24 protein-coding genes are annotated in these 25,840 nt (G+C 62.8%); 8 read left to right on the top strand and 16 right to left on the bottom strand.

What is annotated here, in order from left to right; genetic code table 11:
- Window positions 1-35: 35 nt before the first annotated feature.
- From arfA to leuS, 4 genes are all read right to left on the bottom strand, one after another.
- Entirely contained in the window at window positions 36-197 is a 162-nt protein-coding gene (gene arfA, locus U873_RS0116405; protein WP_007927093.1) for an alternative ribosome rescue factor ArfA, read from the bottom strand.
- Between the two features lie 117 nt (window positions 198-314).
- Window positions 315-1,352, bottom strand: coding sequence for a DNA polymerase III subunit delta (gene holA, locus U873_RS0116400; RefSeq protein ID WP_025129292.1), 1,038 nt, complete (start codon window positions 1,350-1,352; stop codon window positions 315-317).
- 39 nt (window positions 1,353-1,391) lie between these two features.
- Window positions 1,392-1,997, bottom strand: coding sequence for an LPS assembly lipoprotein LptE (gene lptE, locus U873_RS0116395; RefSeq protein WP_025129291.1), 606 nt, complete (start codon window positions 1,995-1,997; stop codon window positions 1,392-1,394).
- 89 nt (window positions 1,998-2,086) lie between these two features.
- Window positions 2,087-4,693: a leucine--tRNA ligase gene (gene leuS / locus U873_RS0116390; protein ID WP_025129290.1), complete on the bottom strand. Its 2,607-nt coding sequence runs from the start codon at window positions 4,691-4,693 to the stop codon at window positions 2,087-2,089.
- Window positions 4,694-4,952: 259 nt separating this feature from the next.
- On the opposite strand from leuS, the gene U873_RS0116385 reads away from it, so the two are divergent.
- Both U873_RS0116385 and U873_RS0116380 read left to right on the top strand, forming a co-directional pair.
- Window positions 4,953-5,273, top strand: coding sequence for a hypothetical protein (locus U873_RS0116385; protein WP_025129289.1), 321 nt, complete (start codon window positions 4,953-4,955; stop codon window positions 5,271-5,273).
- Between the two features lie 126 nt (window positions 5,274-5,399).
- Window positions 5,400-6,161 (top strand): YdcF family protein, encoded by a 762-nt coding sequence (locus U873_RS0116380; protein WP_025129288.1) that lies wholly within the window; start codon window positions 5,400-5,402, stop codon window positions 6,159-6,161.
- Between the two features lie 46 nt (window positions 6,162-6,207).
- Here U873_RS0116380 and lnt read toward each other — a convergent pair whose 3' ends face one another.
- From lnt to miaB, 5 genes are all read right to left on the bottom strand, one after another.
- Complete coding sequence (gene lnt / locus U873_RS0116375) at window positions 6,208-7,731, bottom strand: apolipoprotein N-acyltransferase (protein WP_025129287.1); 1,524 nt, start codon at window positions 7,729-7,731, stop codon at window positions 6,208-6,210.
- 191 nt (window positions 7,732-7,922) lie between these two features.
- Complete coding sequence (locus U873_RS0116370; protein WP_025129286.1) at window positions 7,923-8,762, bottom strand: HlyC/CorC family transporter; 840 nt, start codon at window positions 8,760-8,762, stop codon at window positions 7,923-7,925.
- Between the two features lie 42 nt (window positions 8,763-8,804).
- Window positions 8,805-9,263: an rRNA maturation RNase YbeY gene (gene ybeY / locus U873_RS0116365; RefSeq protein ID WP_025129285.1), complete on the bottom strand. Its 459-nt coding sequence runs from the start codon at window positions 9,261-9,263 to the stop codon at window positions 8,805-8,807.
- Window positions 9,256-10,263: a PhoH family protein gene (locus U873_RS0116360; protein WP_025129284.1), complete on the bottom strand. Its 1,008-nt coding sequence runs from the start codon at window positions 10,261-10,263 to the stop codon at window positions 9,256-9,258. Before U873_RS0116360 ends, ybeY begins: the two co-directional genes overlap by 8 nt.
- A gap of 197 nt (window positions 10,264-10,460) precedes the next feature.
- A complete protein-coding gene (miaB, locus tag U873_RS0116355) occupies window positions 10,461-11,789 on the bottom strand; it encodes a tRNA (N6-isopentenyl adenosine(37)-C2)-methylthiotransferase MiaB (RefSeq protein ID WP_025129283.1) in 1,329 nt (442 codons plus the stop codon).
- A 134-nt stretch (window positions 11,790-11,923) separates the two neighbouring features.
- Here miaB and U873_RS0116350 point away from each other — a divergent pair, with 134 nt between their 5' ends.
- On the top strand, window positions 11,924-12,250 hold the full coding sequence (locus U873_RS0116350) for a DUF1820 family protein (protein ID WP_020295297.1): 327 nt from the start codon (window positions 11,924-11,926) through the stop codon (window positions 12,248-12,250).
- A gap of 39 nt (window positions 12,251-12,289) precedes the next feature.
- Here the strand turns inward: U873_RS0116350 and U873_RS0116345 are convergent, their stop codons facing one another.
- The 4 genes from U873_RS0116345 to U873_RS0116330 form a co-directional block, all read right to left on the bottom strand.
- Window positions 12,290-12,847, bottom strand: a complete 558-nt coding sequence (locus U873_RS0116345) for a tetratricopeptide repeat protein (RefSeq protein ID WP_025129282.1) — start codon at window positions 12,845-12,847, stop codon at window positions 12,290-12,292.
- A gap of 221 nt (window positions 12,848-13,068) precedes the next feature.
- Window positions 13,069-14,352 (bottom strand): glutamate-1-semialdehyde 2,1-aminomutase, encoded by a 1,284-nt coding sequence (gene hemL / locus U873_RS0116340; RefSeq protein ID WP_025129281.1) that lies wholly within the window; start codon window positions 14,350-14,352, stop codon window positions 13,069-13,071.
- 33 nt (window positions 14,353-14,385) lie between these two features.
- Window positions 14,386-15,009: a thiamine phosphate synthase gene (gene thiE / locus U873_RS0116335; protein ID WP_025129280.1), complete on the bottom strand. Its 624-nt coding sequence runs from the start codon at window positions 15,007-15,009 to the stop codon at window positions 14,386-14,388.
- A gap of 18 nt (window positions 15,010-15,027) precedes the next feature.
- On the bottom strand, window positions 15,028-15,825 hold the full coding sequence (locus tag U873_RS0116330; protein WP_025129279.1) for a hydroxymethylpyrimidine/phosphomethylpyrimidine kinase: 798 nt from the start codon (window positions 15,823-15,825) through the stop codon (window positions 15,028-15,030).
- A gap of 290 nt (window positions 15,826-16,115) precedes the next feature.
- Between U873_RS0116330 and U873_RS0116325 the strand changes: the two genes are divergently transcribed.
- From U873_RS0116325 to U873_RS0116310, 4 genes are all read left to right on the top strand, one after another.
- A complete protein-coding gene (locus U873_RS0116325; protein ID WP_025129278.1) occupies window positions 16,116-18,476 on the top strand; it encodes a 7TM diverse intracellular signaling domain-containing protein in 2,361 nt (786 codons plus the stop codon).
- A 74-nt stretch (window positions 18,477-18,550) separates the two neighbouring features.
- Window positions 18,551-20,203 carry an acyl-CoA dehydrogenase family protein gene (locus U873_RS0116320; protein ID WP_025129277.1) on the top strand — a complete coding sequence of 551 codons (1,653 nt, stop codon included), beginning with the start codon at window positions 18,551-18,553 and terminating at the stop codon, window positions 20,201-20,203.
- Between the two features lie 153 nt (window positions 20,204-20,356).
- Window positions 20,357-21,829, top strand: a complete 1,473-nt coding sequence (amn, locus tag U873_RS0116315) for an AMP nucleosidase (RefSeq protein WP_177330278.1) — start codon at window positions 20,357-20,359, stop codon at window positions 21,827-21,829.
- A 146-nt stretch (window positions 21,830-21,975) separates the two neighbouring features.
- A complete protein-coding gene (locus U873_RS0116310; protein WP_177330280.1) occupies window positions 21,976-22,542 on the top strand; it encodes a pseudouridine synthase in 567 nt (188 codons plus the stop codon).
- Here the strand turns inward: U873_RS0116310 and U873_RS0116305 are convergent.
- Both U873_RS0116305 and U873_RS0116300 read right to left on the bottom strand, forming a co-directional pair.
- The gene (locus U873_RS0116305; RefSeq protein WP_025129274.1) at window positions 22,537-22,746 is read right to left on the bottom strand and encodes a DUF2788 domain-containing protein; all 210 of its coding nucleotides are present in this window, start codon (window positions 22,744-22,746) and stop codon (window positions 22,537-22,539) included. The genes U873_RS0116310 and U873_RS0116305 overlap by 6 nt on opposite strands.
- A 212-nt stretch (window positions 22,747-22,958) precedes the next feature.
- Window positions 22,959-23,438 carry an Lrp/AsnC family transcriptional regulator gene (locus U873_RS0116300; RefSeq protein ID WP_025129273.1) on the bottom strand — a complete coding sequence of 160 codons (480 nt, stop codon included), beginning with the start codon at window positions 23,436-23,438 and terminating at the stop codon, window positions 22,959-22,961.
- A gap of 413 nt (window positions 23,439-23,851) precedes the next feature.
- Between U873_RS0116300 and U873_RS0116295 the strand changes: the two genes are divergently transcribed.
- A complete protein-coding gene (locus tag U873_RS0116295; protein WP_025129272.1) occupies window positions 23,852-24,940 on the top strand; it encodes a DUF6515 family protein in 1,089 nt (362 codons plus the stop codon).
- Here U873_RS0116295 and U873_RS0116290 read toward each other — a convergent pair.
- Window positions 24,934-25,830 (bottom strand): cation diffusion facilitator family transporter, encoded by an 897-nt coding sequence (locus U873_RS0116290; RefSeq protein WP_025129271.1) that lies wholly within the window; start codon window positions 25,828-25,830, stop codon window positions 24,934-24,936. The two genes, U873_RS0116295 and U873_RS0116290, sit on opposite strands and share 7 nt — an antisense overlap.
- Window positions 25,831-25,840: the final 10 nt, after the last annotated feature.

The raw sequence follows: 25,840 nt of genomic DNA, 5'->3' as shown, positions 1-25,840 counted from the left end.
GTGCAGACCTTATCATGCCAGTGGGGGTCTGGGCTTCAGGCAGCCAGAAAGTAAGAAGCCTCCCAGCTTTTAGACTGGAAGGCTTCGCGGCGGTAGCTGCCTTTGCCCTTGGCGGGTCGTTCCTGACGGCTGCGGAACAGTGGCTGGGCAATGATGGATTTGGCCTTGTTGGGGCCATGCTTGGATGGCTTGCTCATCGGGTGTGCTCGCTTCATGAGGAGAGTGGGTGCTGCGGCGCAGATCATCGGCCAGAGTCGGGCTGTTGTCTAGTCCTGCCCATGTCCGAAGAGTGTCGGCGAGGAACTTGCCGAGGGTTATTCGGCCGGCAGGGCCAGGCGTTGGCCGGCCATCAGCAGTGACAGGCGGCTCAGGCTGCTCCATGGGGAGCCGCTGGCCTGTCCCTTGATTTGCGCATCGATGCGCTGGGCGTCGAGCAGCAATTGCGCCCAGCGCTGTGCGGAATAGCGTTGCAGCGCTTTGCTCATCAGGGGTTTGCGCTTGTCCCAGACAGGAGGGCGAGCCTGGCTGAACACTTTGTCCAGAGGCGTGCCCTGGCTGAACTGCAGGGCCAGGTTGGCCAGCAGTCGCAATTCCCGGGACAAGGCCCAGAGAATGACCGGAGGCTCAACGCCTTCCCCCCTCAGGCCTTCAAGCATGCGCAAGGCATGGGCGGCCTCACCATTGAGAATGGCGTCCACCAGCCCGAACACGTCGAAGCGAGCACTGTCGGCCACGGCGGCCTGTACGGTTTCGACAGTGATCTGTCCGCCTTCAGCCATCAGCTTGAGCTTTTCGATTTCCTGGGCTGCAGCCAGCAGGTTGCCTTCTACCCGGGCGGCGATCAGTTCCACCGCATCCTGGCTGGCGGAGAGGCCCGCCTGGGATAGGCGTTGGCGAATCCACTGCGGGAGCTGGTTGGCATCCACTGGCCAGATCTGCACGAACTGAGTCTGGGCCCCTTCAACCAGTGCCTTGCCCCACTTGGTCTTCTGCGCACTGCCATCGAGCTTGGGCAGGCTGATCAGCAGCACCGTGTCTTCTGCCGGGCGCGAGCAATACTCGATCAGTGCCGCAGCGCCCTTGTCCCCCGGCTTGCCCGAAGGCAGGCGCAGCTCCAGCAGACGCTTTTCAGCGAACAGCGACATGCTGGCACCGGCTTGCAGCAGGGTGCCCCAATCGAAGTTGGCATCGGCGCTGAATACCTGGCGCTCGTCAAAACCCTGCTGGCGAACAGCAGTACGAATGGCGTCGGCGGCTTCCTGGCAGAGCAGAGGATCATCGCCGCTGATCACATAGACCGGGGCGAGGGTGCCTTGCAGGTGTTTGCCGAGTTGGGCGGGGGCAAGTTTCATAGGCGAGGGCCAGCGGGGCGCTTGCGCGCCCCACGAGGCTTACTGGTTCGGCAGTTCCAGAGGCGACTGACGCGGGGTGTTCGCTTCAGCCTTGCGTGCTGCTTCCAGGGCGTCGGCGTCTGCCTTGGCTTTGGCTTCTGCGGTGGCTTGCAGCTGGGCAAGTTGCTCCGGAGTCAGCAGTTGCAGGCGGATCAGCATGCGCTGGACCAGGTCGCGACGCATTTCCTTGTGGGTTTCGGCGGACTCCTGGTCGGAGCCGGTGATGTTGTTGCCGTCGTGCAGGAAGACCTTCTGCACTTCCAGCTTGTCGCCCAGAAGGTGCAGGTTGTCATGAGTCAGGATCTCGTAGTTCAGCGTGGTGCTGATCTCGTACTCGGCCGAGCTGCCGCCGCCGGTATAGCTGAGCGTGCGCTGGCTGGCCTGCTCGCTGAGCAATACCAGCTTGTAGGGCGCGCCCGCATGGATGCGCACGCCACTGCTTTCCAGTTGCTGTTGCAGCAGCTTCACCGTGGTGCCATAGGCGTCCCGGGCACTCAGGTCGAGCTCCTTGATGGTCAGCTCCTGGGTTCCTGTGCCGCGCAACTGGAAGCCACAGGCGCTCAGCAGCAAGGCCAGGCCCATCACCAGCAGGTTACGTTTGATCATGTGTTGCTCCCCTTGAAACCATATGGGCCAACCTTGTGGCCCTGGAGGTTTTGTTCGGCGCCCGATCCCGGATCGGGCGCCTGATCCAATTAGCTGGCGACGATATTGACCAGTTTGCCCGGTACCACGATGACCTTGCGAATGGTCAGTCCTTCGGTGAAGCGCAGCACGTTTTCGTTACTGCGGGCCGCGGCCTCGACTTCTTCACGGCTGGCACTGGCCGGCATCTCGATCTGGCCACGCAGCTTGCCGTTGACCTGAATCACCAGTTGCAGGCTGTCCTGGACCAGGGCGCTTGCGTCCACCACGGGCCAGCCAGCATCGATAATGGCACCTTGCTGACCCAGTTGGGTCCACAGCTCATGGCTGATGTGCGGTGTGATCGGGGCCAGCAACAGGGCTACGGCCTGCAAGCCTTCCTGCAGCAATGCACGGTCCTGTTCGCTGCCTTGCGGGGCTTTTTCCAGGACGTTCATCAGGGTCATCACCTGGGCAATGGCGGTGTTGAACTTGTGGTGCTGGCCGACATCCTGGCTGGCCTGCTTGATGGCCAGGTGGATGGAACGACGGATGGCTTTCTGCTCATCGTTCAGCGACGGCACATCCAGGGCTTGCGGCAGCCCTTGACCGACATGGGCCTGGGCCAGGCGCCAGACGCGCTTGAGGAAGCGGTGTGCGCCCTCGACACCGGAGTCGGACCATTCCAGGCTCATGTCGGGCGGCGAGGCGAACATCATGAACAGGCGGCAGGTATCGGCGCCGTACTGTTCGATCATCGATTGCGGGTCGACGCCGTTGTTCAGCGACTTCGACATCTTCTGCGTGCCACCGATTTCCACCGGCAGGCCGTCGGCCTTGAGCTTGGCGCCGATGACCTTGGCTTTGGCGTCGAGTTCGACATCCACGTCGTCCGGGTTGAAGTAGTCCCTGCCGCCGTTCTCGAGGGTGCGATGGTAGGTATCGGCTACCACCATGCCCTGGGTCAGCAGGTTCTTGAACGGTTCGTTGGAATTGACCAGCCCTTCATCGCGCATCAGCTTGTGGAAGAAGCGCGCGTAGAGCAGGTGCAAGATCGCGTGCTCGATGCCGCCGATGTATTGGTCCACCGGCAGCCAGTGCTCGGCCGCCGCCGGATCTACCAGGCCACCTTCATAGTGTGGTGACGCGTAGCGGGCGTAGTACCACGAGGACTCGACGAAGGTGTCCATGGTGTCGGTTTCGCGCTTGGCCGGCTTGCCGCATTTCGGGCAGCTGCACTCGTAGAACTCGGGCATGCGGGCCAGGGGCGAACCGGCGCCGTCGGGTACTACGTCTTCCGGCAGGATCACTGGCAACTGGTCCTCGGGGACTGGCACGTCGCCACAGCTGTCGCAGTGAATGATCGGGATCGGGCAGCCCCAGTAGCGCTGGCGGCTGATGCCCCAGTCGCGCAGACGGAACTGAGTGCGGGACTGGCCGAGGTTTTTTTCCAGCAGAGCGACTTCGATGGCGTCAAACGCGCCCGGGAAGTCCAGGCCGTTGAAGGTGCCGGAGTTGATCAGCTCGCCGTGCTCGCCATAGGCGTCTTGCCATGGTGCCGGAGTTTCATCGCCGGCACTGGTGCGCACCACGGCCTTGATCGGCAGGCTGTACTTGGTGGCGAATTCGAAATCCCGCTCGTCGTGGGCCGGTACGGCCATTACTGCGCCATCGCCGTAATGCATCAGCACGTAGTTGGCTACCCAGACCGGGAGTTTCTCGCCAGTCAGCGGGTGTTCGACGAGCAGCGAGGTGGGCAGGCCTTTCTTTTCCTGGGTCGCCATGTCGGCTTCGGCGACGCTGCCGCCCTTGCATTCGGCAATGAACGCCTGCAATTCAGGATCGTTCTGTGCCGCCAGGGTGGCCAGAGGGTGTTCGGCCGCCACCGCGACATAGGTCGCGCCCATCAGGGTGTCCGGACGGGTGGTGAAGACCTTCAGGGCGCCGGCTTCGCCGATGGACGCCTGATCGTAGGGGAACTGTACTTCCATGCCGCGGGACTTGCCGATCCAGTTGCGCTGCATGGTCTTGACCTGTTCGGGCCAGCCCGGCAAGTCGTCGAGGCTCTCCAGCAGCTCATCCGCATAGGCGGTGATCTTGAAGTAGTACATCGGGATTTCGCGCTTCTCGATCAGCGCGCCCGAGCGCCAGCCGCGCCCGTCGATCACCTGTTCGTTGGCCAGTACGGTCTGGTCAACCGGGTCCCAGTTGACGGTACCGTTCTTGCGGTAGATCACGCCTTTCTCGAACAGGCGAGTGAACAGCCATTGTTCCCAGCGGTAGTAATCCGGCTTGCAGGTGGTGATTTCGCGGGACCAGTCCACCGCCAGGCCCAGGCTGCGCAGCTGGGTCTTCATGTAGGCGATGTTTTCGTAGGTCCACTTGGCCGGGGCGACGTTGTTCTTCATCGCGGCGTTTTCCGCCGGCATGCCGAAGGCGTCCCAACCCATGGGTTGCAGGACGTTCTTGCCCTGCATGCGCTGGTAGCGGGAGATCACGTCGCCGATGGTGTAGTTGCGCACGTGCCCCATGTGTAGCTTGCCGCTGGGGTAAGGGAACATCGACAGGCAGTAGTAAGTCTCCTTGCCTGGCTGTTCACTGACTTCAAAGGACTTTTGCTCATCCCAGAACGACTGGGCGGCGGCTTCGATTTCACGGGGCTGATAGTGTTCGTGCATGGCTACTTTTGTATTGACTAGGGGTGGCCTAATCCTCTTCAACGCAACGTCGGGTGGTGATGGCGCCAAATACGCCGATTGCAGTGCCCGATGGAGCTGGAAGTGGAGTTACAGGAAGCGCCGTAGCATACATGACCGCGCTCTACCGAGGGAAACCCTGATTGCTCGAGCGGGCCGTTGGTCGCGGCGGCGCGTTGCTTCCAGCGGCCCGGCTAAGCTGAAAAAGGGGAGTGAGTCTTATCTTCGATGAGGTGAACGGATGCTTGAATCGCAGCGAAAAGTAACAGAGCCGGAGGTGTATGAAAGGCTGCTGAATCGACTGGCTCTAGCCCTGGATGCGGTAAATACTGCGAATCGACTGCGCAATGAGCGGCCTGTCGAGTTGGAGCTACGGGGTTTGAGTCATGCCGAGTTCGAGTTGATCAGGGCTTACCTGGCGCGCAGCCAGCGGGAAATGCAGATCAACGTACTGGGCAGTCTGCAAAATCAGGAGGCGCCTCGTTCTGCCAAGATCATTTGGTTGAAGGATCAGGCGCCCGTCAAGGAGTCGGTGAAGGTCCGCTCCCGGCAGTTCAAGTAGATCCAGGGACTCTTCATTGGGTCGATGGAGGCCGCTTCCGAGGGCCTCGAATGCAAAATTGCTTCGCATCGGTTGTTGCAGGATGGATATCCCCTTTAGGCTTCGGGCATCTTCTGGAGATGCTCGATGCCTTTTCGCTATTTCATCAAACAGTTACTGCTCCCCCCCGGCATTCTCTTGCTGCTGCTTCTGCTTGCCTGGTGCCTGCGGCGCTCAAGGCCCAGACTGGCCCGTTGCTGCTTTATCCTCGGGCTGGGCGGCTTTTGGCTGATGAGCCTGCCAGTCATGGTGGAGTGGGGCGCCAGGGGGCTTGAACAGTTGCCGCCTCTGCCACGGAGCCAATGGGCGAGCCTCGCCGAGCAGGCGGATGCAATCGTGGTCCTGGGCTCGGGCCGTGAGCGGGGAGATCCGGCCTGGGGTTCTGACCAGCCTACCGGGGTGGGCCTTGAGCGCGAGCGCTACGCGGCACGATTGGCCAAGGCTTCCGGGCTGCCAATATTGACCAGTGGCGGTTTGCATTACGGCACGCCGCCCACCGAGGCGGCGCTGATGGCTGAATCAATGCTCGGCGACTTTGGGGTGAATGTGCGCTGGCAGGAAGGCCGCAGCCGCACCACCTGGGAAAACGCTCAGCTCAGTGCGCAGGTGTTGCAGCCTCAGGGGGTCAAGCGCGTGGTGGTGGTGACCCAGGCCTGGCACATGCCTCGCGCGGCGTGGAGCTTCGAGCAGGCGGGGTTTGTGGTGGTGCCGGCGCCAGTAGGCTTCCTGGGGGTGGATAACGCCCGCCCGCTGGGGGGCTGGATGCCGGAGTTCAAGTCGATCTGGCAGAGCGGCCAGTTACTCAATGAAGCGGTAGGCCAGTTGGGTTATCGGCTTTTCTATCGCTGAGAGCCGGCGCCCGGCTCGCAAGGAACCGGGCCACCGACCAGCATGCTCAGACGGTCTTGGCAATGCGGCTGGCCAGCAGGGCCCAGCCAAACAGCAGAATGCACAGCACTACCAGTGGCCATGAGCGCCACTGCAGGTAAGGCGTCAGGTTGTGCATGGGGACTACTTCGCCATACAGGATGCCGCGTTCGAACTGGGGAATCTGCACGGTGATCTTGCCGAATGGGTCAATCAGGCCGGTGACCCCGTTGTTGGTGGCGCGGATCATCCAGCGGCCGGCCTCCAGGGCCCGCATCTGGGCCATCTGCAAGTGCTGCAAGGGGCCGATGGAGGTGCCGAACCAGGTGTCGTTGCTGATGGTCAGCAGCAGGTCGCTGCGGGCCGAGAGGCCGGCGGCGAACTCGGGGTAGACCACTTCGTAGCAGATGAATGGCGCAATCTGATACCCCTTGGCCTGCAGCAGCGGCTGGTCGGCCGGGCCGCGGGCGAAGTCCGACATCGGCAGGTTGAAGAAGTCGATCAGTCCGCGCAGCAGTTCCTGCAGAGGCACGTATTCGCCGAACGGCACCAGCTTCTGCTTCAGGTAGGTGCCATCCCCTTCACCGGTCACGGTGATGCCGTTGAAGTAGCGTTTTTCATGGTGCACCAGCTGGCGCACCGGTACCCCGGTGATCAAGGCGGAGTGACGGTCGGCGGCGAAGCTGCCCATCATCGTCAAGTAGCCCTCGGCCGACTCCTTGAGCACCGGAACGGCGGTTTCTGGCCAGACCAGCAGGTCCACTCGCTTGCTGCCGAAGCTCATGTCCCGGTACAGCGCCAGCTGGGCGTTGAGCTCTGCCGGGTCCCATTTCATGCTTTGTTCGATATTGCCCTGGATGGCCGCGACCGACAGCGGCTCGCCCGAAGGGCTGGTCCAGGCGTGGCCCTTGAGTGCCAGGCCGGTTGCCCAAGGTGCAGCCAGCAGTACCAGGCCTGCCACGATGAAGCCTTTACGTCCGGCCTTGAACAGTCGTGGCAGGTTGTAGAGCAGCGCGGCGGTCAGGGCCAGGGAGAAGGAGATCAGCCAGATGCCACCCAGCGGCGCAAGCCCGGCCAGGGGGCCATCGAGCTGGCTGTAGCCGGAGTAGAGCCAGGGGAAACCAGTGAGGAACCAGCCGCGAAAGGCTTCCTGGCCCAGCCACAAGGCGGCAAACGCCAGGGCGTCGGCCAGTGGGGCTTCGTTGCGGCGCAGCCAGCGGGCCCAGAGCCAGGCCGGCAGGGCAAAGAACCAGGCGATGGCGGCGATGAAGGCCAGCATCAGCAGGCCGGCGAGCAGGGCTGACGCGCCGCCGTAGGTATGGATGCTGACGTAGATCCAGCTGGTGCCGGCGCCGAACAGGCCGAAGCCGAAGCACCAGCCGCGCCCCAGGGCCTGGCGTGGGCTCAGCTCGCGCAGCCCGGCATAGAACATGCCCACCGCCAGCAGCGCCAGTGGCCAGATGTTGTACGGGGCCAGGGCCAGGGTGGTGATGGCGCCAGCAGCCATGGCCAGCAGGTTGCCGGGCCAGCCGGGACGGGTTGCGCGCTGCAAGAGGCGTTTCATCAGCTCGTTCCTGTGTCGTGCCGAGCAAGGCACGAGGAGAATGGTGGTCGGGGTTCAGAGGAGCTTCGGATCATGCAGTGCTGTTCCATTCGCTCGCGTTCCGAGGTTTATCGCCCGGGATCGGGTTGCAGATCCCAGGGCGATAGTCCGGTGCGCAGCAAGGCTGATGAGCCTTTCCCTCAGCGGGAAATGGGAGTCAGGCGCAGCAGATGGATCCGTCGGCTGTCGGCATTGAGCACACGGAACCGATACGCGCCGATTTCAGTGATTTCATTGCGTTTTGGCAAGTGGCCGAAGGCGCTCATCACCAGGCCGCCAACGGTGTCGAACTCGTCATCGGAGAATTCGCTGTCGAAGAACTCGTTGAAGTTCTCGATCGGCGTCAGCGCCTTGATCAGGAAATCGCCGCTGGGCAGGGGCTTGATGTAGCTGTCTTCCTCGACGTCATGCTCGTCTTCGATATCGCCGACGATCTGCTCCAGCACGTCCTCGATGGTCACCAGGCCCGCCACGCCGCCGTACTCGTCGATGACGATGGCCATGTGGTTGTGGTTGGCGCGGAACTCGCGCAGCAGCACGTTCAGACGCTTGGACTCGGGGACGAAGGTCGCCGGGCGCAGCAGGTCCTTGATGTTGAAGCTGTCGCCGTTTTCCTTGAGGATCAGTGGCAGCAAGTCCTTGGCCAGCAGGACGCCCATCACGTCGTCATGGCTTTCACCGATCACCGGGTAGCGCGAATGCGCGGAGTCGATGACCGCGGGCAGGAACTCCCGGGGCGTCTGGGTCGCCTTGATGCTGATCATCTGCGAGCGCGGGACCATGATGTCCCGGACTTGCAGGTCAGCCACCTGGATGGCGCCCTCGACGATGGCCAGCGCCTCGCTGTCCAGCAATTTGTTCTGATGGGCTTCGCGCAGCAACTCCAGCAGTTCCTGACGGTTTTTCGGCTCATGGGCAAAAGCCTGGGTCAGTTTGCCCAGCCATGACTTTTGCCCGTTGCTCGATCGATCTTCGCTCATAGCGATTGCTCTGAATCCTTGGTTGTTACAGGGGGTTGTTGATCAGTTTTCGTCATCTGCATAGGGATCGGGATGACCCAGCTCTGCAAGCAACGTTCGTTCCAGTGCTTCCATTTCTTCGGCTTCGTCGTCATCTATATGGTCGTAGCCCAACAGATGCAAGCAGCCATGAATCACCAGGTGAGCCCAGTGGGCCTGCAATTCCTTGCCTTGTTCGGCGGCTTCGCGTTCGACCACCGCAACGCAGATCACCAGGTCTCCCAGCAAGGGGATATCCAACAGCTCATCCGGTACGTCGGCGGGAAATGACAGCACATTGGTGGCGTAATCTTTATGACGCCAAGTGTGATTCAGCTCACGGCCTTCGGCTTCGTCCACCAGGCGGATGGTCAGCTCCGAGTCGGCTGTGCGCTGGCGCAGGGCCAGCTCGCACCATTGGCGGAACTGTTCATCACTGGGGGCCGGCTGTTGGCTGGCACGCTGCAGATCAAGCTCAAGCATCGTGACGGTTGCCTCTGTCGGCAGGAGCCTGGGCGGCGTCGAGCTCGAAACGCTCGTAGGCCTCGACGATGCGTTGCACCAGTGGGTGGCGCACCACGTCCTTGGGCATGAAGTGAGTGAAGCTGATGCCTGGGACATCCTTGAGCACGTTGATCACCTGGGCCAGGCCGGACTTGGTGCCCTTGGGCAGGTCGACCTGGGTGATGTCACCGGTGATCACTGCCGTGGAGCCGAAGCCGATCCGGGTGAGGAACATCTTCATCTGTTCCACGGTGGTGTTCTGGCTTTCGTCGAGGATGATGAAGCTGTTGTTCAGGGTGCGGCCGCGCATGTAGGCCAGCGGCGCAATCTCGATCACTTGACGCTCGATCAGCTTGGCGACGTACTCGAAACCGAGCATTTCATACAGTGCGTCATACAGCGGGCGCAGGTACGGGTCGATTTTCTGTGCCAGGTCGCCGGGCAGGAAACCGAGCTTTTCACCGGCTTCAACGGCTGGGCGCACCAGCAGGATGCGACGCACCTGCTCGCGTTCCAGGGCATCCACGGCGCAAGCCACGGCCAGATAGGTCTTGCCGGTACCGGCCGGGCCAATGCCGAAGTTGATGTCGTTGCCGAGGATTTCCTTGACGTAGCGCTGCTGGTTCAGCCCGCGAGGGCGAATCATGCCTTTCTTGGTGCGCAGGGCCACGGCGGCGTCGGCGACGGGTGGGTTATCCAGTTCTTCCACGGCGGATTCCTGCAGGAACAGGTGCACCAGGTCCGGCGACAGCTCGGTGCCCTTGGTCTCCCGGTAGAGACGGCGCAGAAGATTTTCCGCGGAGGTGGTGTGCTTGGGTTCGCCGATCAGTTCGAACTGATTGCCGCGGTTGCGGATCTCGATCGTCAGGCGCTGTTCGATCAAGCGCAGATGCTCGTCGAATTGCCCGCACAGATTGGCGAAGCGGCGAGCCTCGAAGGGTTCGAGGATGAAGCGATGAGGTTCTATGGGTGCGTTCAAGGTCGTTTTTTAGCCGCCCAACGGCAATTAAGATGAATTCAAGGATAACGCCAGCAGCCTGGGTGCGAAAGCTCTTATGCGGCGCAATGACTCTGGGGGCTATTGCCCTCGCCCCGGCGTGCCACTGATGGCGGCCCGCTGGGCACTGTCACTGGTCCGCCAGGCCCCGGCCCGCCTGGTTCGGTGGCGAGCGGTTCCTAGGCGAGCAGCGAGCCGCGCAGCGAGTGGGGTTGCGCCGAGTCGATGTGCACGTCGGCGAACTGGCCAATCAGCGTGGGATTGTCGCAGCGGAAGTTGACGATCCGGTTGTTCTCGGTCCGCCCCTGCAGTTCTCCAGGGTCTTTCTTGGAATAGTCGGTGACCAGGATGCGCTGGGTAGAACCGACCATTTGTCGGCTGATTTCAAACCCCTGCTGGTTCAGCCGGTGTTGCAGGGCATTCAGGCGCTCCTTCTTCAGCGCTTCCGGCGTCTCGTCAGCCAGGTCGGCGGCTGGGGTGCCCGGGCGCTGGCTATAGACGAAGGAGTAGGAGAAGTCGAAACCGACGTCCTCGATCAGCTTCATGGTTTGCTGGAAGTCTTTTTCCGTTTCGCCGGGGAAGCCGACGATGAAGTCCGAGCTGATGCAGATGCCGGGCACTGCGGCTCGCAGCTTGCGCAGCTTCGACTTGTACTCCAGGGCGGTGTGGTTGCGCTTCATCGCCGCGAGGATGCGGTCGGAGCCCGATTGCACTGGGAGGTGCAGGTGTTTTACCAGCTCCGGCACTTCGGCATGGGCCTGGATCAGGCTGTCGGAAAACTCCAGGGGGTGCGAGGTGGTGTAGCGAATCCGTTCGATGCCGTCGACCGCTGCGACCACGCGAATCAGTTCGGCCAGGTCGGCCATGCGCCCGTCGTGGGTCTGGCCGCGGTAGCCATTGACGTTCTGGCCCAGCAGGGTCACTTCACGGACACCGTTTTCCGCCAGGTGAATGATTTCGGCGATCACGTCGTCGAAGGGCCGGCTGACCTCTTCGCCACGGGTATAGGGCACGACGCAGAACGTGCAGTACTTGCTGCAGCCCTCCATGACCGAGACATAGGCACTGGGGCCGTCGATCCGCGGTTCGGGCAGGTGGTCGAACTTCTCGATCTCCGGGAACGAGACATCCACCTGTGGCAGTTTGGTGATGCGGGCGGTGTCGATCATTTCCGGCAGGCGGTGCAGGGTCTGTGGGCCGAAGACCACGTCTACATAGGGGGCTCGGTCACGGATGGCCGCGCCTTCCTGGCTGGCCACGCAACCACCGACGGCAATCACCATCTCCGGGTTGGCCAGCTTCAGCTCGCGCCAGCGTCCGAGCTGGGAGTAGACCCGGTCCTGGGCCCGCTCGCGGATGGAGCAGGTGTTGAGCAGGATGACGTCGGCGTCTTCGGCGCGGGCGGTGACTTCCAGGGCCTGATGTTCACCCAGCAGATCGACCATGCGCGAGCTGTCGTACTCGTTCATCTGGCAACCGTGGGTTTCGATGTATAACTTCTTGGCCATGGACGGGGTCATCACGTGATTCAAAGAACCGCGCATTATAGGGGCCATGCCCACAGGTTCCTAGCACTGAGCATCGGGTAGCTATGCTATAGTTCGCGCCCTATTTTTGTCCCCCGATGTGTTACCCGCCCACCATGACCAAACGTGAAGCTCCAATCTACAAGGTGATTTTCCTCAACCAGGGCCAGGTGTTCGAAATGTACGCCAAGCAGATCTATCAGAGCGATCTGTGGGGTTTCCTGGAAGTGGAAGAGTTCGTCTTTGGCGAGCGCACGCAGGTGGTCGTCGATCCGAGCGAGGAAAAGCTCAAGGCCCAGTTCGAAGGCGTGGTGCGCAGCTTTGTGCCGATGCATTCGATTGTGCGCATCGATGAAGTGGAGCGCCTGGGTACGCCGAAGATCAGTGAAGCTCGGGGCATGAGCAACGTCATGCCATTCCCGATGCCAATGCCTGAAAAATAAGCCTGGCTGAGGCTCGTCGGTCAGCAGGGACGCAGAGGTTTATGGCAGGGGAGAAAAGGGCGAACGCCCATCGGCGCTCTGCAGTTCCATCAGGTACTTGCGGAAAATCTGCCCCAGGACCTGGGTCGCGACTTCCAGCTCATCGCGCTGCATGTGCTCGGCGACTTCGTCGGCGGTGTCCAGGGCGTCTTCGGCGCCATTGACCGCGGCCATCTTCAGCACGATGTAGGCCTGGACGTTGTTGGCGGGTACGCCTTCGCCATGGAAGAACATGGTGCCCAGCTTGAATTGCGCCTGGGCATGGCCTTGCAGGGAGGCTTTCTCGAAATAGCTCAGGGCTTGATTGAGGTCTTGCGGCGCGCCTTTGCCTTCATAGTAGAACTCACCCAGCTCGTATTGCGCCTGGGCATCCCCTTCATCAGCGGCCTTCTGGCAGGCGGCAAGCGCCTCGGCCTGTTCCTGTGCCTGGGGATCGAGGGTGCAGCGACCCATCGCTGGGATCAACAACGAGTTGCCGCCTGCTTCTTGTGCGTGCGCGAGCAGGGGCTGAAGGAGCAACAGGCAGCCCAATGTCAGGGCGCGGCCGGTGCGGTTCATGGGAATCGACTTACCTCTGAGGGGCGCGCGGACCCGGCGAGGGGTCCAATAAGCGCGCATTATGAAATAAGCAGGGCCAACCTTACAAAGTCTTTACTCGTTTTTCTGCTGCGTGGCCGCGATATCCGGTGGTTTCGGGCGTTTTTGCTGATTCGGCAGGAGAAAAGTTCGAGTAAAGCACGTGACTGGCGTAGCGCATCACCACGCCAGTCGTACAGCACTTACTTCAAGGCAGCAAATGCGCGCTCTGCCGCATCCAGGGTCAATTGCAGCTCGGCTTCGCCGTGGGCGATCGAGGTGAAGCCGGCTTCGAAGGCGCTCGGTGCCAGGTACACGCCGCCTTCCAGCATCAGGTGGAAGAAGCGTTTGAACAGGTTGGCATCGCTGGCCATCACATCCTCGAAGGTCACGATGTCGTCGGCACCGCTGAAGTACAGGCCGAACATGCCCCCGGCCTGGGTGGTGACGAAGGGAATGCCGGCGGCATCGGCGCGCTGTTGCAGGCCTTCGAGCAGGCGGCTGGTGTAGTCGCTCAGTTCGGCGTGGAAGCCCGGACGGCTGATCAGGCGCAGGGTGGTCAGGCCTGCGGCCATGGCCAGCGGGTTGCCGGACAGGGTGCCCGCCTGGTAGACCGGGCCCAGGGGCGCGATGTGTTGCATGATCGAGCGCTTGCCGCCGAAGCAGCCTACTGGCATGCCGCCGCCAATGATCTTGCCGAAGGTAGACAGGTCAGGGGGCACGCCGTAATGGGCCTGGGCACCGCCGAGGGCCACGCGGAAACCGGTCATCACTTCGTCGAAGATCAGCACCACGCCGTGTTGGTCGCACAGACTGCGCAGCCCCTGCAGGAAGCCCGGTGCCGGTGGTACGCAGTTCATGTTGCCGGCCACCGGCTCGACGATGATGCAGGCTACTTCCTGGCCGACATCGGCGAGCATTTTTTCCACGGCTCCGATGTCGTTGAACGGCAGGGTCAGGGTGTGCTTGGCGAAGGCTGCCGGGACCCCGGCGGAGCTTGGCACGCCTTGGGTCAAGGCGCCGGAGCCGGCCTTGACCAGCAGGCTGTCGGAGTGGCCGTGGTAGCAGCCTTCGAACTTGATGATGCTGTCGCGACCAGTGAAGCCGCGGGCCAGGCGAATCGCGCTCATGGTGGCTTCAGTGCCGGAGCTGACCATGCGCACCATTTCCATGGACGGCACGATGGCGCAGACCAGGTCGGCCATTTCGGTTTCCATGGCGGTCGGGGCGCCATAGGACAGGCCGTGCTCCAGCTGCTTGCGCACCGCGTCGAGCACGTCCGGATGGCTGTGGCCGAGGATCATCGGCCCCCAGGAGCCGACATAGTCGACATAGCGCTTGTCGTCTTCGTCGGTGACGTAGGCACCTTCGGCGTGCTTGAAGAACAGCGGGGTGCCGCCCACGCTCTTGAAGGCGCGCACGGGCGAGTTGACGCCACCGGGGATGTGTTTCTGGGCGTTGGCAAACAGGGTTTCGGAACGAGACATGATTGGGCTCTCAAAAAGTCAGCAGATGGCTATTCAACGATTGAACAAGGCATTGAAGGCGCGGGCGCGGCGAGTCACGTCTGCGGCGCTCTCGGCACCGAACAGGCCATGGACCACGGCCAGCAGGTCGGCGCCGTGCTCGACCAGCGGAGCGGCGTTGTCCAGGGTGATGCCACCGATCACGCAGATCGGCAGGTGCAGGCTGGCCCGGGCCTGGTCCAGCAGTTCCAGGCTGGCCGTCGGGGCCCCTGGCTTGGTGTTGGAGTTGAAGAAACGACCGAAGGCGACATAACTGGCGCCTTCCTTGGCGGCCTGCTCGGCCAGGGGCAACTGGGCGTGGCAGGTGGCGCCGATGATCGCCTGGCGGCCTAGCAGGGCCCGTGCCGGAGTCAGCGGGCCGTCGGTTTGGCCCAGGTGCACGCCGGCACCAATGCGCGCCGCCAGCTCGGCGTCATCGTTGATGATCAAGTGAGTCTTGTAGCGCTCGCACAAGGTGAGCAGGGTTTCGGCTTCCCGCAGGCGGCGAGCCTGGTCGTCGCTTTTGTCGCGGTACTGCAACAGGGTGACACCGCCATCCAGCGCTGCCTCCACGTACTTCAGGAACTTGCCGGCCAACAGCTGGCTGTCGGTGATGGCGTACAGACCACGTAGTTTCATTGAGCGGGCCTCATGACATTACGAGCAGAAATCCAATGGCAAGCGGCGCGGGACAAACTGGCCGCGGCCCAGTTGCTCAGCATCGCGCAGGGTGCGCCAGGTGTAGTCGAGGGCGGACTTCACCGCGCTGGCCAGCTGTTCACCTTGCGCCAGGCGCCCGGCCAGGGCACTGGCCAGGGTGCAGCCGGAACCATGGTAGCTGCCCGGCAGGCGCTGGCAGGTATAGGTTTCGCGCAGGCCGTCACGGCTGTAAAGACGGTTGTGCACTTCATGTTCATCGCCATGGCCGCCGGTAATCAGCAGGTGCTTGACGAAGGGCAGGAGTTTTTCAGCGCACTGGTCGGCACCGCCTTCCGGCAGTTCGGCAAGGATTCGGGCTTCAGGAAGGTTGGGGGTGGCGATGGTGGCCAGGGGCAGCAGGCGCTCGCGCATGGCATAGCCCACTTCGTCCTTGCCCAGGCGGCCGCCGCCGCCGGCGCGCAGCACTGGGTCGCAGATCATCGGCAGGTGCGGATGGGCCTGCAGCAATTCGACGACGGTGTCGACCATTGCCAGGGAACCGAGCATGCCCAGCTTGACCGCGGCGACCCTGGAGTCGTTGAGCACGACATTGGCCTGGGCCAATACCCACTCGCGATCCAGGACACGGAAATCGCTGACGTTGACCGTGTCTTGCACGGTCAGCGCGGTGACAGCCGGAGCTGCATGACAACCCTGGGCCAGCAGGGCTTCGATATCTGCCTGCAAGCCGGCGCCACCACTGGGGTCGTGGCCGGAGAGACAGAGGACAACGGGGCGAGAGCTGTAGATATTCATGGGCGGCGAGCTTACCACCAAACGATTTTTTTCGCGGTGCCTGGCGTGGAACAGGACCTGCTGCTTTGCCATCGCCGAGTCTCTTCATCGGTGCAACAGCTCTAGCCCGCTGGATTGCGCTGAGAGGCCCGTTCTAGAGCCTTTAGACTAAAATTTTCAATGGTGTTCAATGGCCATCAGCGGCTATGCTAGAGTGGATTCAAATCAATAACAGGTCATGCCGGTTCTACGTCTGCTCAAGGGAAATGGGGGACTTCCTGACACCACCGGACAAGCCACGCTGGGGCTTTATGCGCTATTTGCTGATGTTGCTGTTGAGCTTGCCGATGCTGGTTGGCGCCGCTGAGTTCGACGAGTTCACTCAACGCCTGCCCTTGGGCCGAGTGATGCAAGTGCTCGAAGACACGGGTGGTAAAGCGACGATCGCCGATGTCAGCTCGGGGCCTTTGGCTGAACAGTTCAAGCCTCACGATAAAGACACGCTCAACGCCGGTTATTCACGTTCGGCATTCTGGTTGAAGATCGACCTCGACTACCGCCCCGCCAATCCGGCCGCGCAACGCAGCTGGTTGCTGGAACTGGCCTACCCGCCCCTGGATCACCTTGAGCTCTACGTCCCCGATGAGGCCGGCGGCTATCGGCTGGCAGGACGTACCGGCGATGCCTTGCCCTTCGACAGCCGGCAGATCCGCCAGAACAACTACCTGTTCAACCTGAATTTTTCCCCCCATGAACACAAGACCGTGTTTCTGCGCCTGGCCAGCGAAGGCTCGATCCAGGCACCGGTGAGCCTCTGGTCCAGTACCGCCTACCTGGAAGCCCAGCCGGTGCGGCTCTATATCCTGGGGCTGATCTACGGTGTGCTGCTGGGCATGCTGGTGTACAACCTGTTCATCTACCTCAGCGTGCGCGACACCAGCTACCTCTACTACATCGTCTACATCGCCTCGTTCGGCCTCTATCAACTGTCGGTCAACGGCGCTGCAGTGGAATACTTCTGGCCCAACAGCCCTTGGTGGGCCAACGCCGCGACGCCGTTCTTCATCGGCTCGGCGGGGCTGTTTGGCAGTCAGTTCGCCCGCAGCTTCCTGCAGACTTCCCGTCACAGTCCCTGGGTCGACCGCGTACTGCTGGCGCTGATGCTGTTCGGTGCCGTGGTCATGGCCCTGTCGCTGATGACCAGCTATGCCCTGGCCTTGCGCCTGGCCACCACCCTGGCGCTGCTGTTCACGGTGGTGATCTATGTGGCCGGGATCGTGGCCTGGTGCCGCGGGCTACGGGTGGCGCGCTACTTCATCATCGCCTGGTCGGCCTTTCTGTTCGGAGGGGTGATCAATACCCTGATGGTTCTGGGTTACTTGCCGAATGTGTTCCTGACCATGTACGCCAGCCAGATCGGCTCGGCGATCGAGGTGGCGCTGTTGTCCCTGGCCTTGGCCGACCGGATCAACGCCATGCGCGAACAGCAGGCCCAGACCCTGCAGGAGGCCGGGCAGAAGCTCGAACTGCTGAACCAGCAACTGGCCCACAGCAACCGCCTCAAGGATGAGTTCCTGGCGACCCTGACCCATGAGCTGCGTACGCCGATGAACGGCGTCATCGGCTCCCTGGAGTTGATGCAGACCCTGGAGCTGGACCCGGAGCTGGAGCAGTACCAGCAGACCGCCGCTGGTTCCGCGCGGGACATGATGCGCATGGTCAATGGCATTCTGACCCTTACCGAACTGCAGGCCGGCAAGCTCAGCGCCCAGCGCCAGCCATTCAGTCTGCGTTCGCTGCTGACGGTGTTGCAGACTCAGTTCGGCGCCAGCGCCGCCGCCAAGTCCCTGTCCTTTCAGATCGACCTGGGGCCCGAGCTGCCCGATCGTTTGCAAGGTGATCGCTGCAAGCTCAGCCATTGCCTGGAGTGCCTGCTGGACAACGCCGTCAAGTTCACCCTGTCCGGTGGCGTGGTGTTGCGGGTGGTCACCCGGGGCATCACGGCGGAACGGGTGAGCCTGACCTTCGAAGTGATCGACAGCGGCATCGGCTTCGTCAATCTGGATGAGGCGACCCTGTACCAGCGCTTCTTCCAGCTCGACGGTTCGATGACCCGGGAGTACGGCGGCCTGGGCATCGGTCTGGCCATCTGTCGGCAACTGGTGGAACTGCTGGGCGGGCATTTGACCCACGAATCCAGCCCCGGCCGGGGCAGCTGTTTCCGCCTGCAGGTGGAGTTCGACGCCCAGGAACCGCTCCAGCGCTCACCAGTGGTCGTCCACCGACGCTTGCCACCCGACTGCACGGTGCTGTTGGTGGATGACAACGATGTCGATCAATTGGTGGTGCGGGGCATGCTGCTCAAGCTCGGCTACCGAGTGCGCACCGCAGACAATCCCACAGATGCGCTGCAACTGCTGGGGCGTGAGTCCATCAGTGCCGTGTTGATCGATGGCCAGTTCTCCAGCGCGCAACTGGGGGCCTTCCGTCTGCAGGCCCAGGCATTGCCCGGCTATCGTCACCTGCCGATCCTGCAGGCCTGCATTCCCGGTACTGAGGGGGGCGTGGCAAATGGGGAATACCTCGGCAAACCGGTGAAATTCGAGGCATTGCAAGCGCTGTTGGCGAAATGCGTGCTGCACGCGGAGCAGGGTGAAAGCGCCGACATTTAGGCGGATATGCCACTTTGTTCGCGCCGGAGCGAGTGCTTAACTGGGGTCTTGGCACACCCTGAAGGAGCCCCGCGATGAACCTCCACCAGTTCGCTGAAACCCACGAAGTCACCAATCAGCCGCCCGTCCTGGACGGCGCCAACCTCTATCGGATCGACTTGCCGCTGCAGCAATGGATGCAGCGCTTCGATGCCGGCTGGGCCGAGTCGCGGGTCGATGCCTATGGCGCCCTGGCCGGCGGTCCGTTGATGGAAGCGGGTTTCTTGGCCAATCAGAACAAGCCGGTGTTCGCCAGCCATGACCGTTTCGGTCACCGGATCGACCTGGTGGAGTTCCATCCGGCCTACCACCAGCTGATGCAGGCTGCGATCGAAGGCGGCCTGACCTCGTTGCCCTGGACCGATCCGCAGGCGGGTGCCCATGTCGCCCGGGCCGCCATGACCTATCTGCACAGCCAGGCCGAGGCCGGCAGCGGCTGCCCGCTGACCATGACCTTTGCCTGTGTACCGGCGCTGAAGCTGCAGCCGGATATCGCCGAGCAATGGCTGCCGAAGATCCTTGCCACCCAGTACGACCCGCGCAATGTCGGCATGCAGCACAAGGCCGGGCTGACCATCGGCATGGCCATGACCGAGAAGCAGGGCGGCACTGACGTCCGTGCCAACACCACCCGGGCCTATCCGGTGGGCGCCTCGGGGCCGGGGCAGGCCTATGAACTGGTGGGGCACAAGTGGTTCTGCTCGGCGCCGATGTGCGATGCGTTCCTGACCCTGGCCCAGACCGAAAAAGGCCTGACCTGTTTCCTCCTGCCTCGCCATCGCCCCGATGACAGTCGCAATCAGTTCTACATTCAACGGTTGAAGAACAAGCTCGGCAACTGCTCCAACGCCTCCAGCGAGGTGGAGTTTCGCGGTGCCCTGGCCTGGATGATCGGCGAGGAAGGGCGTGGCGTGCCGACCATCATCGAGATGGTGGCCATGACCCGTTTCGATTGCATGGTCGGCTCCAGTTCACTGATGCGCCAGGCGCTGACCCAGGCCAGCCATCACTGTGCCCATCGCAGCGTCGGCGGGCGGGTGCTCAGCGAACAGCCGCTGATGCAGAACGTGCTGGCCGACCTGGCCCTGGAAAGCGAAGCGGCCCTGGCCCTGAGCATGCGCATGGGCAGGGCCCTGGATCACCAGGATGACGCCCAGGAAATGAAGTTCTCACGGCTGGTGACGGCGGTGGGCAAGTATTGGATCTGCAAGCGTGCCCCGGCCATGATCAACGAAGCCGCCGAGTGCATGGGCGGCGCCGGGTATGTCGAGGACAGCATCCTGCCGCGGTTGTACCGCGAAGCACCGGTGAACTCCACCTGGGAAGGTTCGGGCAACGTGCAGTGCCTGGACGTGCTGCGGGCCCTGTCGAAAGAGCCCGGGGTGCTGGATGCCCTGTTTGCCGAGCTGGGCGATGGCCATGGCGACACTCACCTGGCGGCGCACATCGCCGGCCTGAAGGCGGGGTTCAAGGACACCGACGAGATCCAGTACCGGGCCCGGCAACTGACCGAGGACATTGCCCTGGGCTTGCAGGCCAAGCTGCTGCTGGAGGCTGGCAATGCGACGGTCAGCGATGCCTTTATTACCAGTCGCCTGGGTGGCCAGAGTGGCCGGGTCTACGGCACCTTGCCACGAGGGTTGGATGTGGCCGCCATCGTCGCCCGTTCCACCCCTCAAGGCTTCTGACCCGGTGGCAGCGGCTTTCCAATGAAAGCCGCGTCTGCCTTGGCGAGGCCTTTCTGGGGGCCATTTTTGGCAAGCCGGCTCCGGCAGTGATTCCGTGGTTTCCGTGGGACGGCGTTGCAGGCAAGATGAACGCCTGCAAGATCAGAACACAGGATGCTTATCGTGACCGAAGCTTTTATTGTCGTTCAAACCGCCGAGCAAGCCGTGGATCGGCTTGCCGCTTTGCATGAGCGGGCCACCACGGCGCTGAGCCAGGCACTCAAGCGCTACCTCAAGGATCGGGCCGAGCCGGATGCCGAACAGCGGGCGCTGTTTCGCTACCCCGAGTTGCGCCTGACCTACCGCTGCCAGGGTGAAGTCCCACAGACTACCCGGGCCTATGCCAAGGTCCAGCTGCCGGGCACCTACAGTGTCACCGTCACTCATCCCGCCGCCTTCCGTAACTACCTGCTCGAGCAGTTGGTGCCGCTGATGCACGACTTCACCGTCACGGTGGAAGTGGGCGTCAGCGAACAGAACATTCCTTATCCCTATGTGGTGGAGCAGGGTGATGAGCTGGCTGGCTCCGGGGTGACCGCCGCGGCCCTGGCTCGGGTCTTTCCGAGCACCGACCTGTCGGCGGCTACCGATGGCATCGCCGATGGCCTCTACGATTGGGAGAACACCCATCCGCTGCCGCTGGCGCTGTTCGATGCCGCACGCGTGGACTTTTCCCTGCGTCGCCTGGTGCACTACACCGGCAGCGACTGGCGGCATGTGCAGCCATGGATCCTGCTGACCAACTACCATCGTTACGTCGACCAGTTCATCGTCCATGGCCTGGAGCAGCTGCGCAGTGATCCGCGTTTTGTGCGCATGGTCCTGCCGGGCAACGTGATCATCGAGAAAAGCATGGATCACGGCGAGGCCTCGGCGATTGCTGCCGGGGTGGTCTGGCACCGCTACCAGATGCCGGCCTATCACCTGCAGGCCAGCGACGGTCACGGCGTGACTCTGGTGAACATCGGTGTCGGCCCGTCCAACGCCAAGAACATCACCGACCACCTGGCAGTACTGCGCCCTCATTGCTGGCTGATGATCGGCCACTGTGGCGGCCTGCGGCAGTCCCAGACCATCGGCGACTACGTGCTGGCTCACGCCTATATGCGCCGTGACGGCATTCTCGATCGGGTGGTGCCGCCGAACATCCCGATTCCGGCCCTGGCCGAAGTCCAGCTGGCGTTGCAACAGGCCGCGGCCAACGTCACCGGAGAGAAGGGCGAGCAACTGAAGAAGCGCCTGCGCACCGGCACGGTCCTGACCTACGACGACCGTAACTGGGAATTGCGCTGGGCCGAGGAGCGTCCGTTGATCAACCTGTCCCGGGCCGTGGCGGTGGACATGGAAAGCGGCACCATCGCCGCCCAGGGCTATCGCCTGCGGGTGCCCTACGGCACCTTGCTGTGTGTGTCGGACAAACCCCTGCACAGTGAGATCAAGTTGCCGGGGGCGGCCAACGCTTTCTACGAGCGGGCGGTGAGCCAGCACCTGAAGATCGGCATCGAGGCCGTGGACCTGATGCGCAGCGAACTCAACTCCCTGCACTCGCGCAAGTTGCGCAGTTTCGACGAGCCACCGTTCCGTTGAGTGTTTGAACCATGGTCATTTGGCGATCAGGCCACTAGCATTGTCGGTCCTGATCGCTGAATGTTCCTCTCGCCATGTCCCGTCCGTCCCGTCCCGCTTCCCGTCGTCCTGGCGCGAAGCCGTTTTCCTCTTCCCCGGCCAAGCGCGTGGCCAAGGCGGCTCCGGCCGAGCCGAAGCTGATCCTGTTCAACAAGCCCTTCGATGTGCTGACCCAGTTCAGCGATGGTGAGGGCCGGGCGACGCTCAAGGACTTCATTGCGGTTCCCGGTGTGTACCCGGCCGGACGCCTGGATCGCGACAGCGAAGGCCTGCTGCTGTTGACCAATGACGGGCAGTTGCAGGCGCGGATCGCCGATCCCAAGCACAAGCTGGCCAAGACCTATTGGGTGCAGGTTGAAGGTGAGCCCGATGCGCAGCAGTTGCAGCGCCTGCGTGACGGCGTGGAGCTCAACGATGGCATGACCCTGCCGGCCGAGGCGCGCTTGCTGGAAGAGCCGCAGCTGTGGCCACGCAACCCGCCGGTACGCTTTCGCAAGAGCGTGCCCACTGGCTGGCTGGAGTTGGTGATTCGCGAAGGGCGCAACCGTCAGGTACGCCGCATGACAGCGGCGGTGGGCCTGCCGACCTTGCGCCTGGTGCGGGTCAGGATCGGCGACTGGACCCTGGAAGGCCTGGATCAGGGCCAGTGGAAGGAAGTTCCGGCGCGGCTATAGGGCGCCGGATTCGATCAAGCCGATCACCACGCTCTTGATGATGAACGCGGCCACGCCCAGGCCCAGCACGAAGAACAGGATGAACGAGCCGAAGCGCCCGGCCTTGGACTTCTTGGCCAGGTCCCAGACGATGAACCCCATGAACAGGATCAGAATGCTGACCAGGCCGGTCATCATCCACTCTTCGAATACTGCTGGATCCATCGATCATCTCCACTGCAGGCAGGGCAAAAAAATGCCGGGCGAGTATACGCCAAGGGACGAATGCCGGGCATTGATCTGTATGCGTTACGTCGCCACAGCCCAAGGGCTGTCTCGCTTGTGCAAGCGCTTGTGTGCAGCAACGGCCGGGCGCCACCTGCCAACGAAAGCGCCCTGATGAGCAACAGGCCGCCGAGGGCGCGCCGGGTTGAAGATCAGCTACGCAGATGAGTCAGCGGCAATTCAGTGCTGTTGAGCACCTGATTGAGCACGAAGCTCGAGCGCACGCTGGTCACCCCGTCGATGCGGGTCAGGTGGCCCAGCAGGAGCTTCTGGTAGTGATCCATGTCCGGTACCACGACCTTGAGCTGGTAGTCGGCGTCCATCCCGGTCACCAGGCTGCATTCCAGAACCTGGGGCAGGCTGCGGATTGCTGCTTCGAAGTTCTCGAAACGCTCCGGAGTGTGTCGGTCCATGCCGATCAGCACGTAGGCGGTCAGGCTGAGGCCGAGCATCTTGCGGTCCAGCAGGGCAACCTGGCGGGAGATATAGCCGTCGTCCTCCAGTTGCTTGACCCGGCGCGAGCAGGGGGAGGGCGAGAGGCCGATGCGCTCGGCCAGTTCCTGGTTGGAGATGCGGGCGTCGCGCTGCAATTCCGCCAATATGCTCAGGTCATAGCGGTCCAGTTTGCTCATCAATCAGGCCTTTGTCATAAGTATTGCGTTGAATTATCTATCTTGAGTTAAAAATTGCGCAATAGGTGATTTGAAAAGCAATCTTAGCAATCCTCTGTCGCCGGCCCAGGCCTATGCTTATCACCAGAATCACTGCCCGGACATAGAGTCCACTGCGGCCCGCCGAATCAGGCCTGCCGCGGCCGCCAATCCCACAGGGTTGGGCCGGCCCCCGGGCTACACACTGTCCACAAGACGGCGTGAGGTGAGCCGGCGTCAAAAGCGTCGAGCACGGACAAAATCTCAAGGGGTGGCCGACGGGCCGCCCTTTTTTATTGCCTGCGAAATAAGTCTCGTGACTGATAATCTCTAGCAGAACCGCCCCAGGCTTTTTCAGTCTTATGTACAGGCTCCCATCCGCAGTGAGGAATAGCATGAAGTCGCGCATCTGGCGTTTGGCAGGTGTTGGTTTGTTGTGCGTGAGCGTCAGCGCGCAGGTCGTTGCCGATGAGCGGGACGAGCGACGTCCTCCCCAGCAGGGTGGTCCGTCCGGCGGGCAGCGTGAGCATGCCCCTGAAGGCCGGGGAGGCAATAATCAAGGCCATCCGGCCAACGCTCCCGAGCGTCCGCAACCGGCGCCGCAGCAGCGTCCACAGAATGAAATCATTCGTGGCGAGAACAGCCGGCAGTTCGAACACAATGAGCAGAACCCGGGAGGGCAGTGGCAGAACCGGCCCCAGCATGATCCCAACCAGCAGGGGCGACCGGCACCAGCACCGCAGCCGCAAGCGACGCCCAACCTGCCGATCCAGAGCCGCCCCGACACCGTGCGCCAGACCCAGGAGCCTCAGCGTGGCTACTACAAGGACATTCCGCGGCGCAACGACTACAACCAGCATTGGCAAGCCGGCGGGCCCGGCTCGCGTCCCGACAATGGCCACCCCAATGACTATCGCTGGCCGGGTCGTCCCGACGGTCATGGCAATGGCTGGGGGCCGGGGCCGCAGTACCGTCCGGGCTATGTGATCGACCGTTTCCCCGAGCGCAATTACCGGGTGCCGTACCGTGGCCAGGATTACTTCTTCTCGGGGGGCTACTGGTATCGCCCACAAGGTCCGCGCTATGTGGTGGTGCGTCCGCCTTACGGCATTCGCGTGGCTTACTTGCCCGATTACGCACGGGAAGTGTGGATAGGCAGTGCGCTGTTCTTCCTCGCCGCCGGGGCCTACTACACCTATGAAGCCAACACCCAGCAGTACGTGGTGGTCGAGCCCCCGGCGAACCTACCGCCCCCGAACCCGCAACCCAGCGGCAATGGCTATGACGTCCTGGCTTACCCGGTCAACGGCCAGCCCCCGCAGCAGGTCGACCAGGACCGCTACGACTGTTATCGCTGGGCTGTGCAGCAAAGTGGCTTCGATCCCGCCAGCGTGACCTATCAGCCGGCTGCCGAGGTGGTCCAGGCCTACCGTCAGGCCCAAGGCAACTGCCTGAGTTCGCGCGGGTATCAGGTGACCTACTGACTCCTGGCGGCCTTGACCACTTCCTGCGGGTCGGCGTGCACCAGCACCTCGGCTCGCGGGTAGGCCTGCTGGATCGCCTCGGCGGCCTGGTCGCTGAGGCCGTGGGCCACTGACAGGGTCAGCTCGCCAGGCAGTTCCAGGTGCAGTTGGACAAACCAGCGGCTGCCGGAGATCCGCGTGCGCAGGTCATGGGCGCCGAGCACGCCGGGAACGCTGCAGGCCAGTTCCAGCATGTGCTGGCTGACATCGGGAGGCAGTTCCTCGTCCATCAGCACGGAGAAGCTCTCCCGGGCAATCTGCACCGCACTCCAGAGGATGTAGACGGCAATCCCCAGGCCGAACCAGGCGTCCACCTGGTGCCAGCCGAAGGCGGCCAGCACCAGGGCCAGCAGGATGCTGCCGTTGAGCAGCAGGTCGGAGCGGTAGTGCAGCGAGTCGGCCCGTACGGCGTTGGAGCCGGTGGCGCGGATCACTCGATGCTGCAGGATCAGCAGCGCCACGGTCAGCACCAGAGACAGCACGATCACCCCGATGCTCAGCCAGGGCGCACCCACCGGTTCGGGGCTGTGCAGGCGCTCGGCCGCCTGAAAGGCGATCAACACCGCACTGCCGGCGATGAACAGCGCCTGGGCCATGCCCGCCAGGGATTCCGCCTTGCCGTGGCCGTAGCGGTGATCCTCATCGGCCGGCCGCAGGGCGTAATGCACTGCCAGCAGATTGAGCAGGGAAGTGAAGCCGTCGAGCACTGAGTCGGTGAGCCCCGCCAGCATGCTCACCGAGCCACTGAGCCACCAGGCGACGGCCTTGGTCACGATCAGGATCCCGGCCACGGTGACCGAGGCACGTGTGGCCAGGCGCAATAGCCGAGCGTGTTCCGAGCTAGCGATCATGTGTGGCAGG

Origin of the sequence: Pseudomonas sp. PH1b (genome assembly GCF_000633395.1) — a bacterium.
Classification (GTDB): domain Bacteria; phylum Pseudomonadota; class Gammaproteobacteria; order Pseudomonadales; family Pseudomonadaceae; genus Aquipseudomonas.
This window is presented reverse-complemented; position numbering and strand designations above follow the sequence as displayed.

Bases quoted from the DNA above. Each gene is read 5' to 3' on its own strand.
- arfA (WP_007927093.1), bottom strand. From the start codon at position 197: ATGAGCAAGCCATCCAAGCATGGCCCCAACAAGGCCAAATCCATCATT.
- holA (WP_025129292.1), bottom strand. From the start codon at position 1,352: ATGAAACTTGCCCCCGCCCAACTCGGCAAACACCTGCAAGGCACCCTC.
- lptE (WP_025129291.1), bottom strand. From the start codon at position 1,997: ATGATCAAACGTAACCTGCTGGTGATGGGCCTGGCCTTGCTGCTGAGC.
- leuS (WP_025129290.1), bottom strand. From the start codon at position 4,693: ATGCACGAACACTATCAGCCCCGTGAAATCGAAGCCGCCGCCCAGTCG.
- U873_RS0116385 (WP_025129289.1), top strand. From the start codon at position 4,953: ATGCTTGAATCGCAGCGAAAAGTAACAGAGCCGGAGGTGTATGAAAGG.
- U873_RS0116380 (WP_025129288.1), top strand. From the start codon at position 5,400: ATGCCTTTTCGCTATTTCATCAAACAGTTACTGCTCCCCCCCGGCATT.
- U873_RS0116370 (WP_025129286.1), bottom strand. From the start codon at position 8,762: ATGAGCGAAGATCGATCGAGCAACGGGCAAAAGTCATGGCTGGGCAAA.
- ybeY (WP_025129285.1), bottom strand. From the start codon at position 9,263: ATGCTTGAGCTTGATCTGCAGCGTGCCAGCCAACAGCCGGCCCCCAGT.
- miaB (WP_025129283.1), bottom strand. From the start codon at position 11,789: ATGGCCAAGAAGTTATACATCGAAACCCACGGTTGCCAGATGAACGAG.
- U873_RS0116350 (WP_020295297.1), top strand. From the start codon at position 11,924: ATGACCAAACGTGAAGCTCCAATCTACAAGGTGATTTTCCTCAACCAG.
- U873_RS0116345 (WP_025129282.1), bottom strand. From the start codon at position 12,847: ATGAACCGCACCGGCCGCGCCCTGACATTGGGCTGCCTGTTGCTCCTT.
- hemL (WP_025129281.1), bottom strand. From the start codon at position 14,352: ATGTCTCGTTCCGAAACCCTGTTTGCCAACGCCCAGAAACACATCCCC.
- thiE (WP_025129280.1), bottom strand. From the start codon at position 15,009: ATGAAACTACGTGGTCTGTACGCCATCACCGACAGCCAGCTGTTGGCC.
- U873_RS0116330 (WP_025129279.1), bottom strand. From the start codon at position 15,825: ATGAATATCTACAGCTCTCGCCCCGTTGTCCTCTGTCTCTCCGGCCAC.
- U873_RS0116325 (WP_025129278.1), top strand. From the start codon at position 16,116: ATGCGCTATTTGCTGATGTTGCTGTTGAGCTTGCCGATGCTGGTTGGC.
- U873_RS0116320 (WP_025129277.1), top strand. From the start codon at position 18,551: ATGAACCTCCACCAGTTCGCTGAAACCCACGAAGTCACCAATCAGCCG.
- amn (WP_177330278.1), top strand. From the start codon at position 20,357: ATGCTTATCGTGACCGAAGCTTTTATTGTCGTTCAAACCGCCGAGCAA.
- U873_RS0116305 (WP_025129274.1), bottom strand. From the start codon at position 22,746: ATGGATCCAGCAGTATTCGAAGAGTGGATGATGACCGGCCTGGTCAGC.
- U873_RS0116300 (WP_025129273.1), bottom strand. From the start codon at position 23,438: ATGAGCAAACTGGACCGCTATGACCTGAGCATATTGGCGGAATTGCAG.
- U873_RS0116295 (WP_025129272.1), top strand. From the start codon at position 23,852: ATGAAGTCGCGCATCTGGCGTTTGGCAGGTGTTGGTTTGTTGTGCGTG.
- U873_RS0116290 (WP_025129271.1), bottom strand. From the start codon at position 25,830: ATGATCGCTAGCTCGGAACACGCTCGGCTATTGCGCCTGGCCACACGT.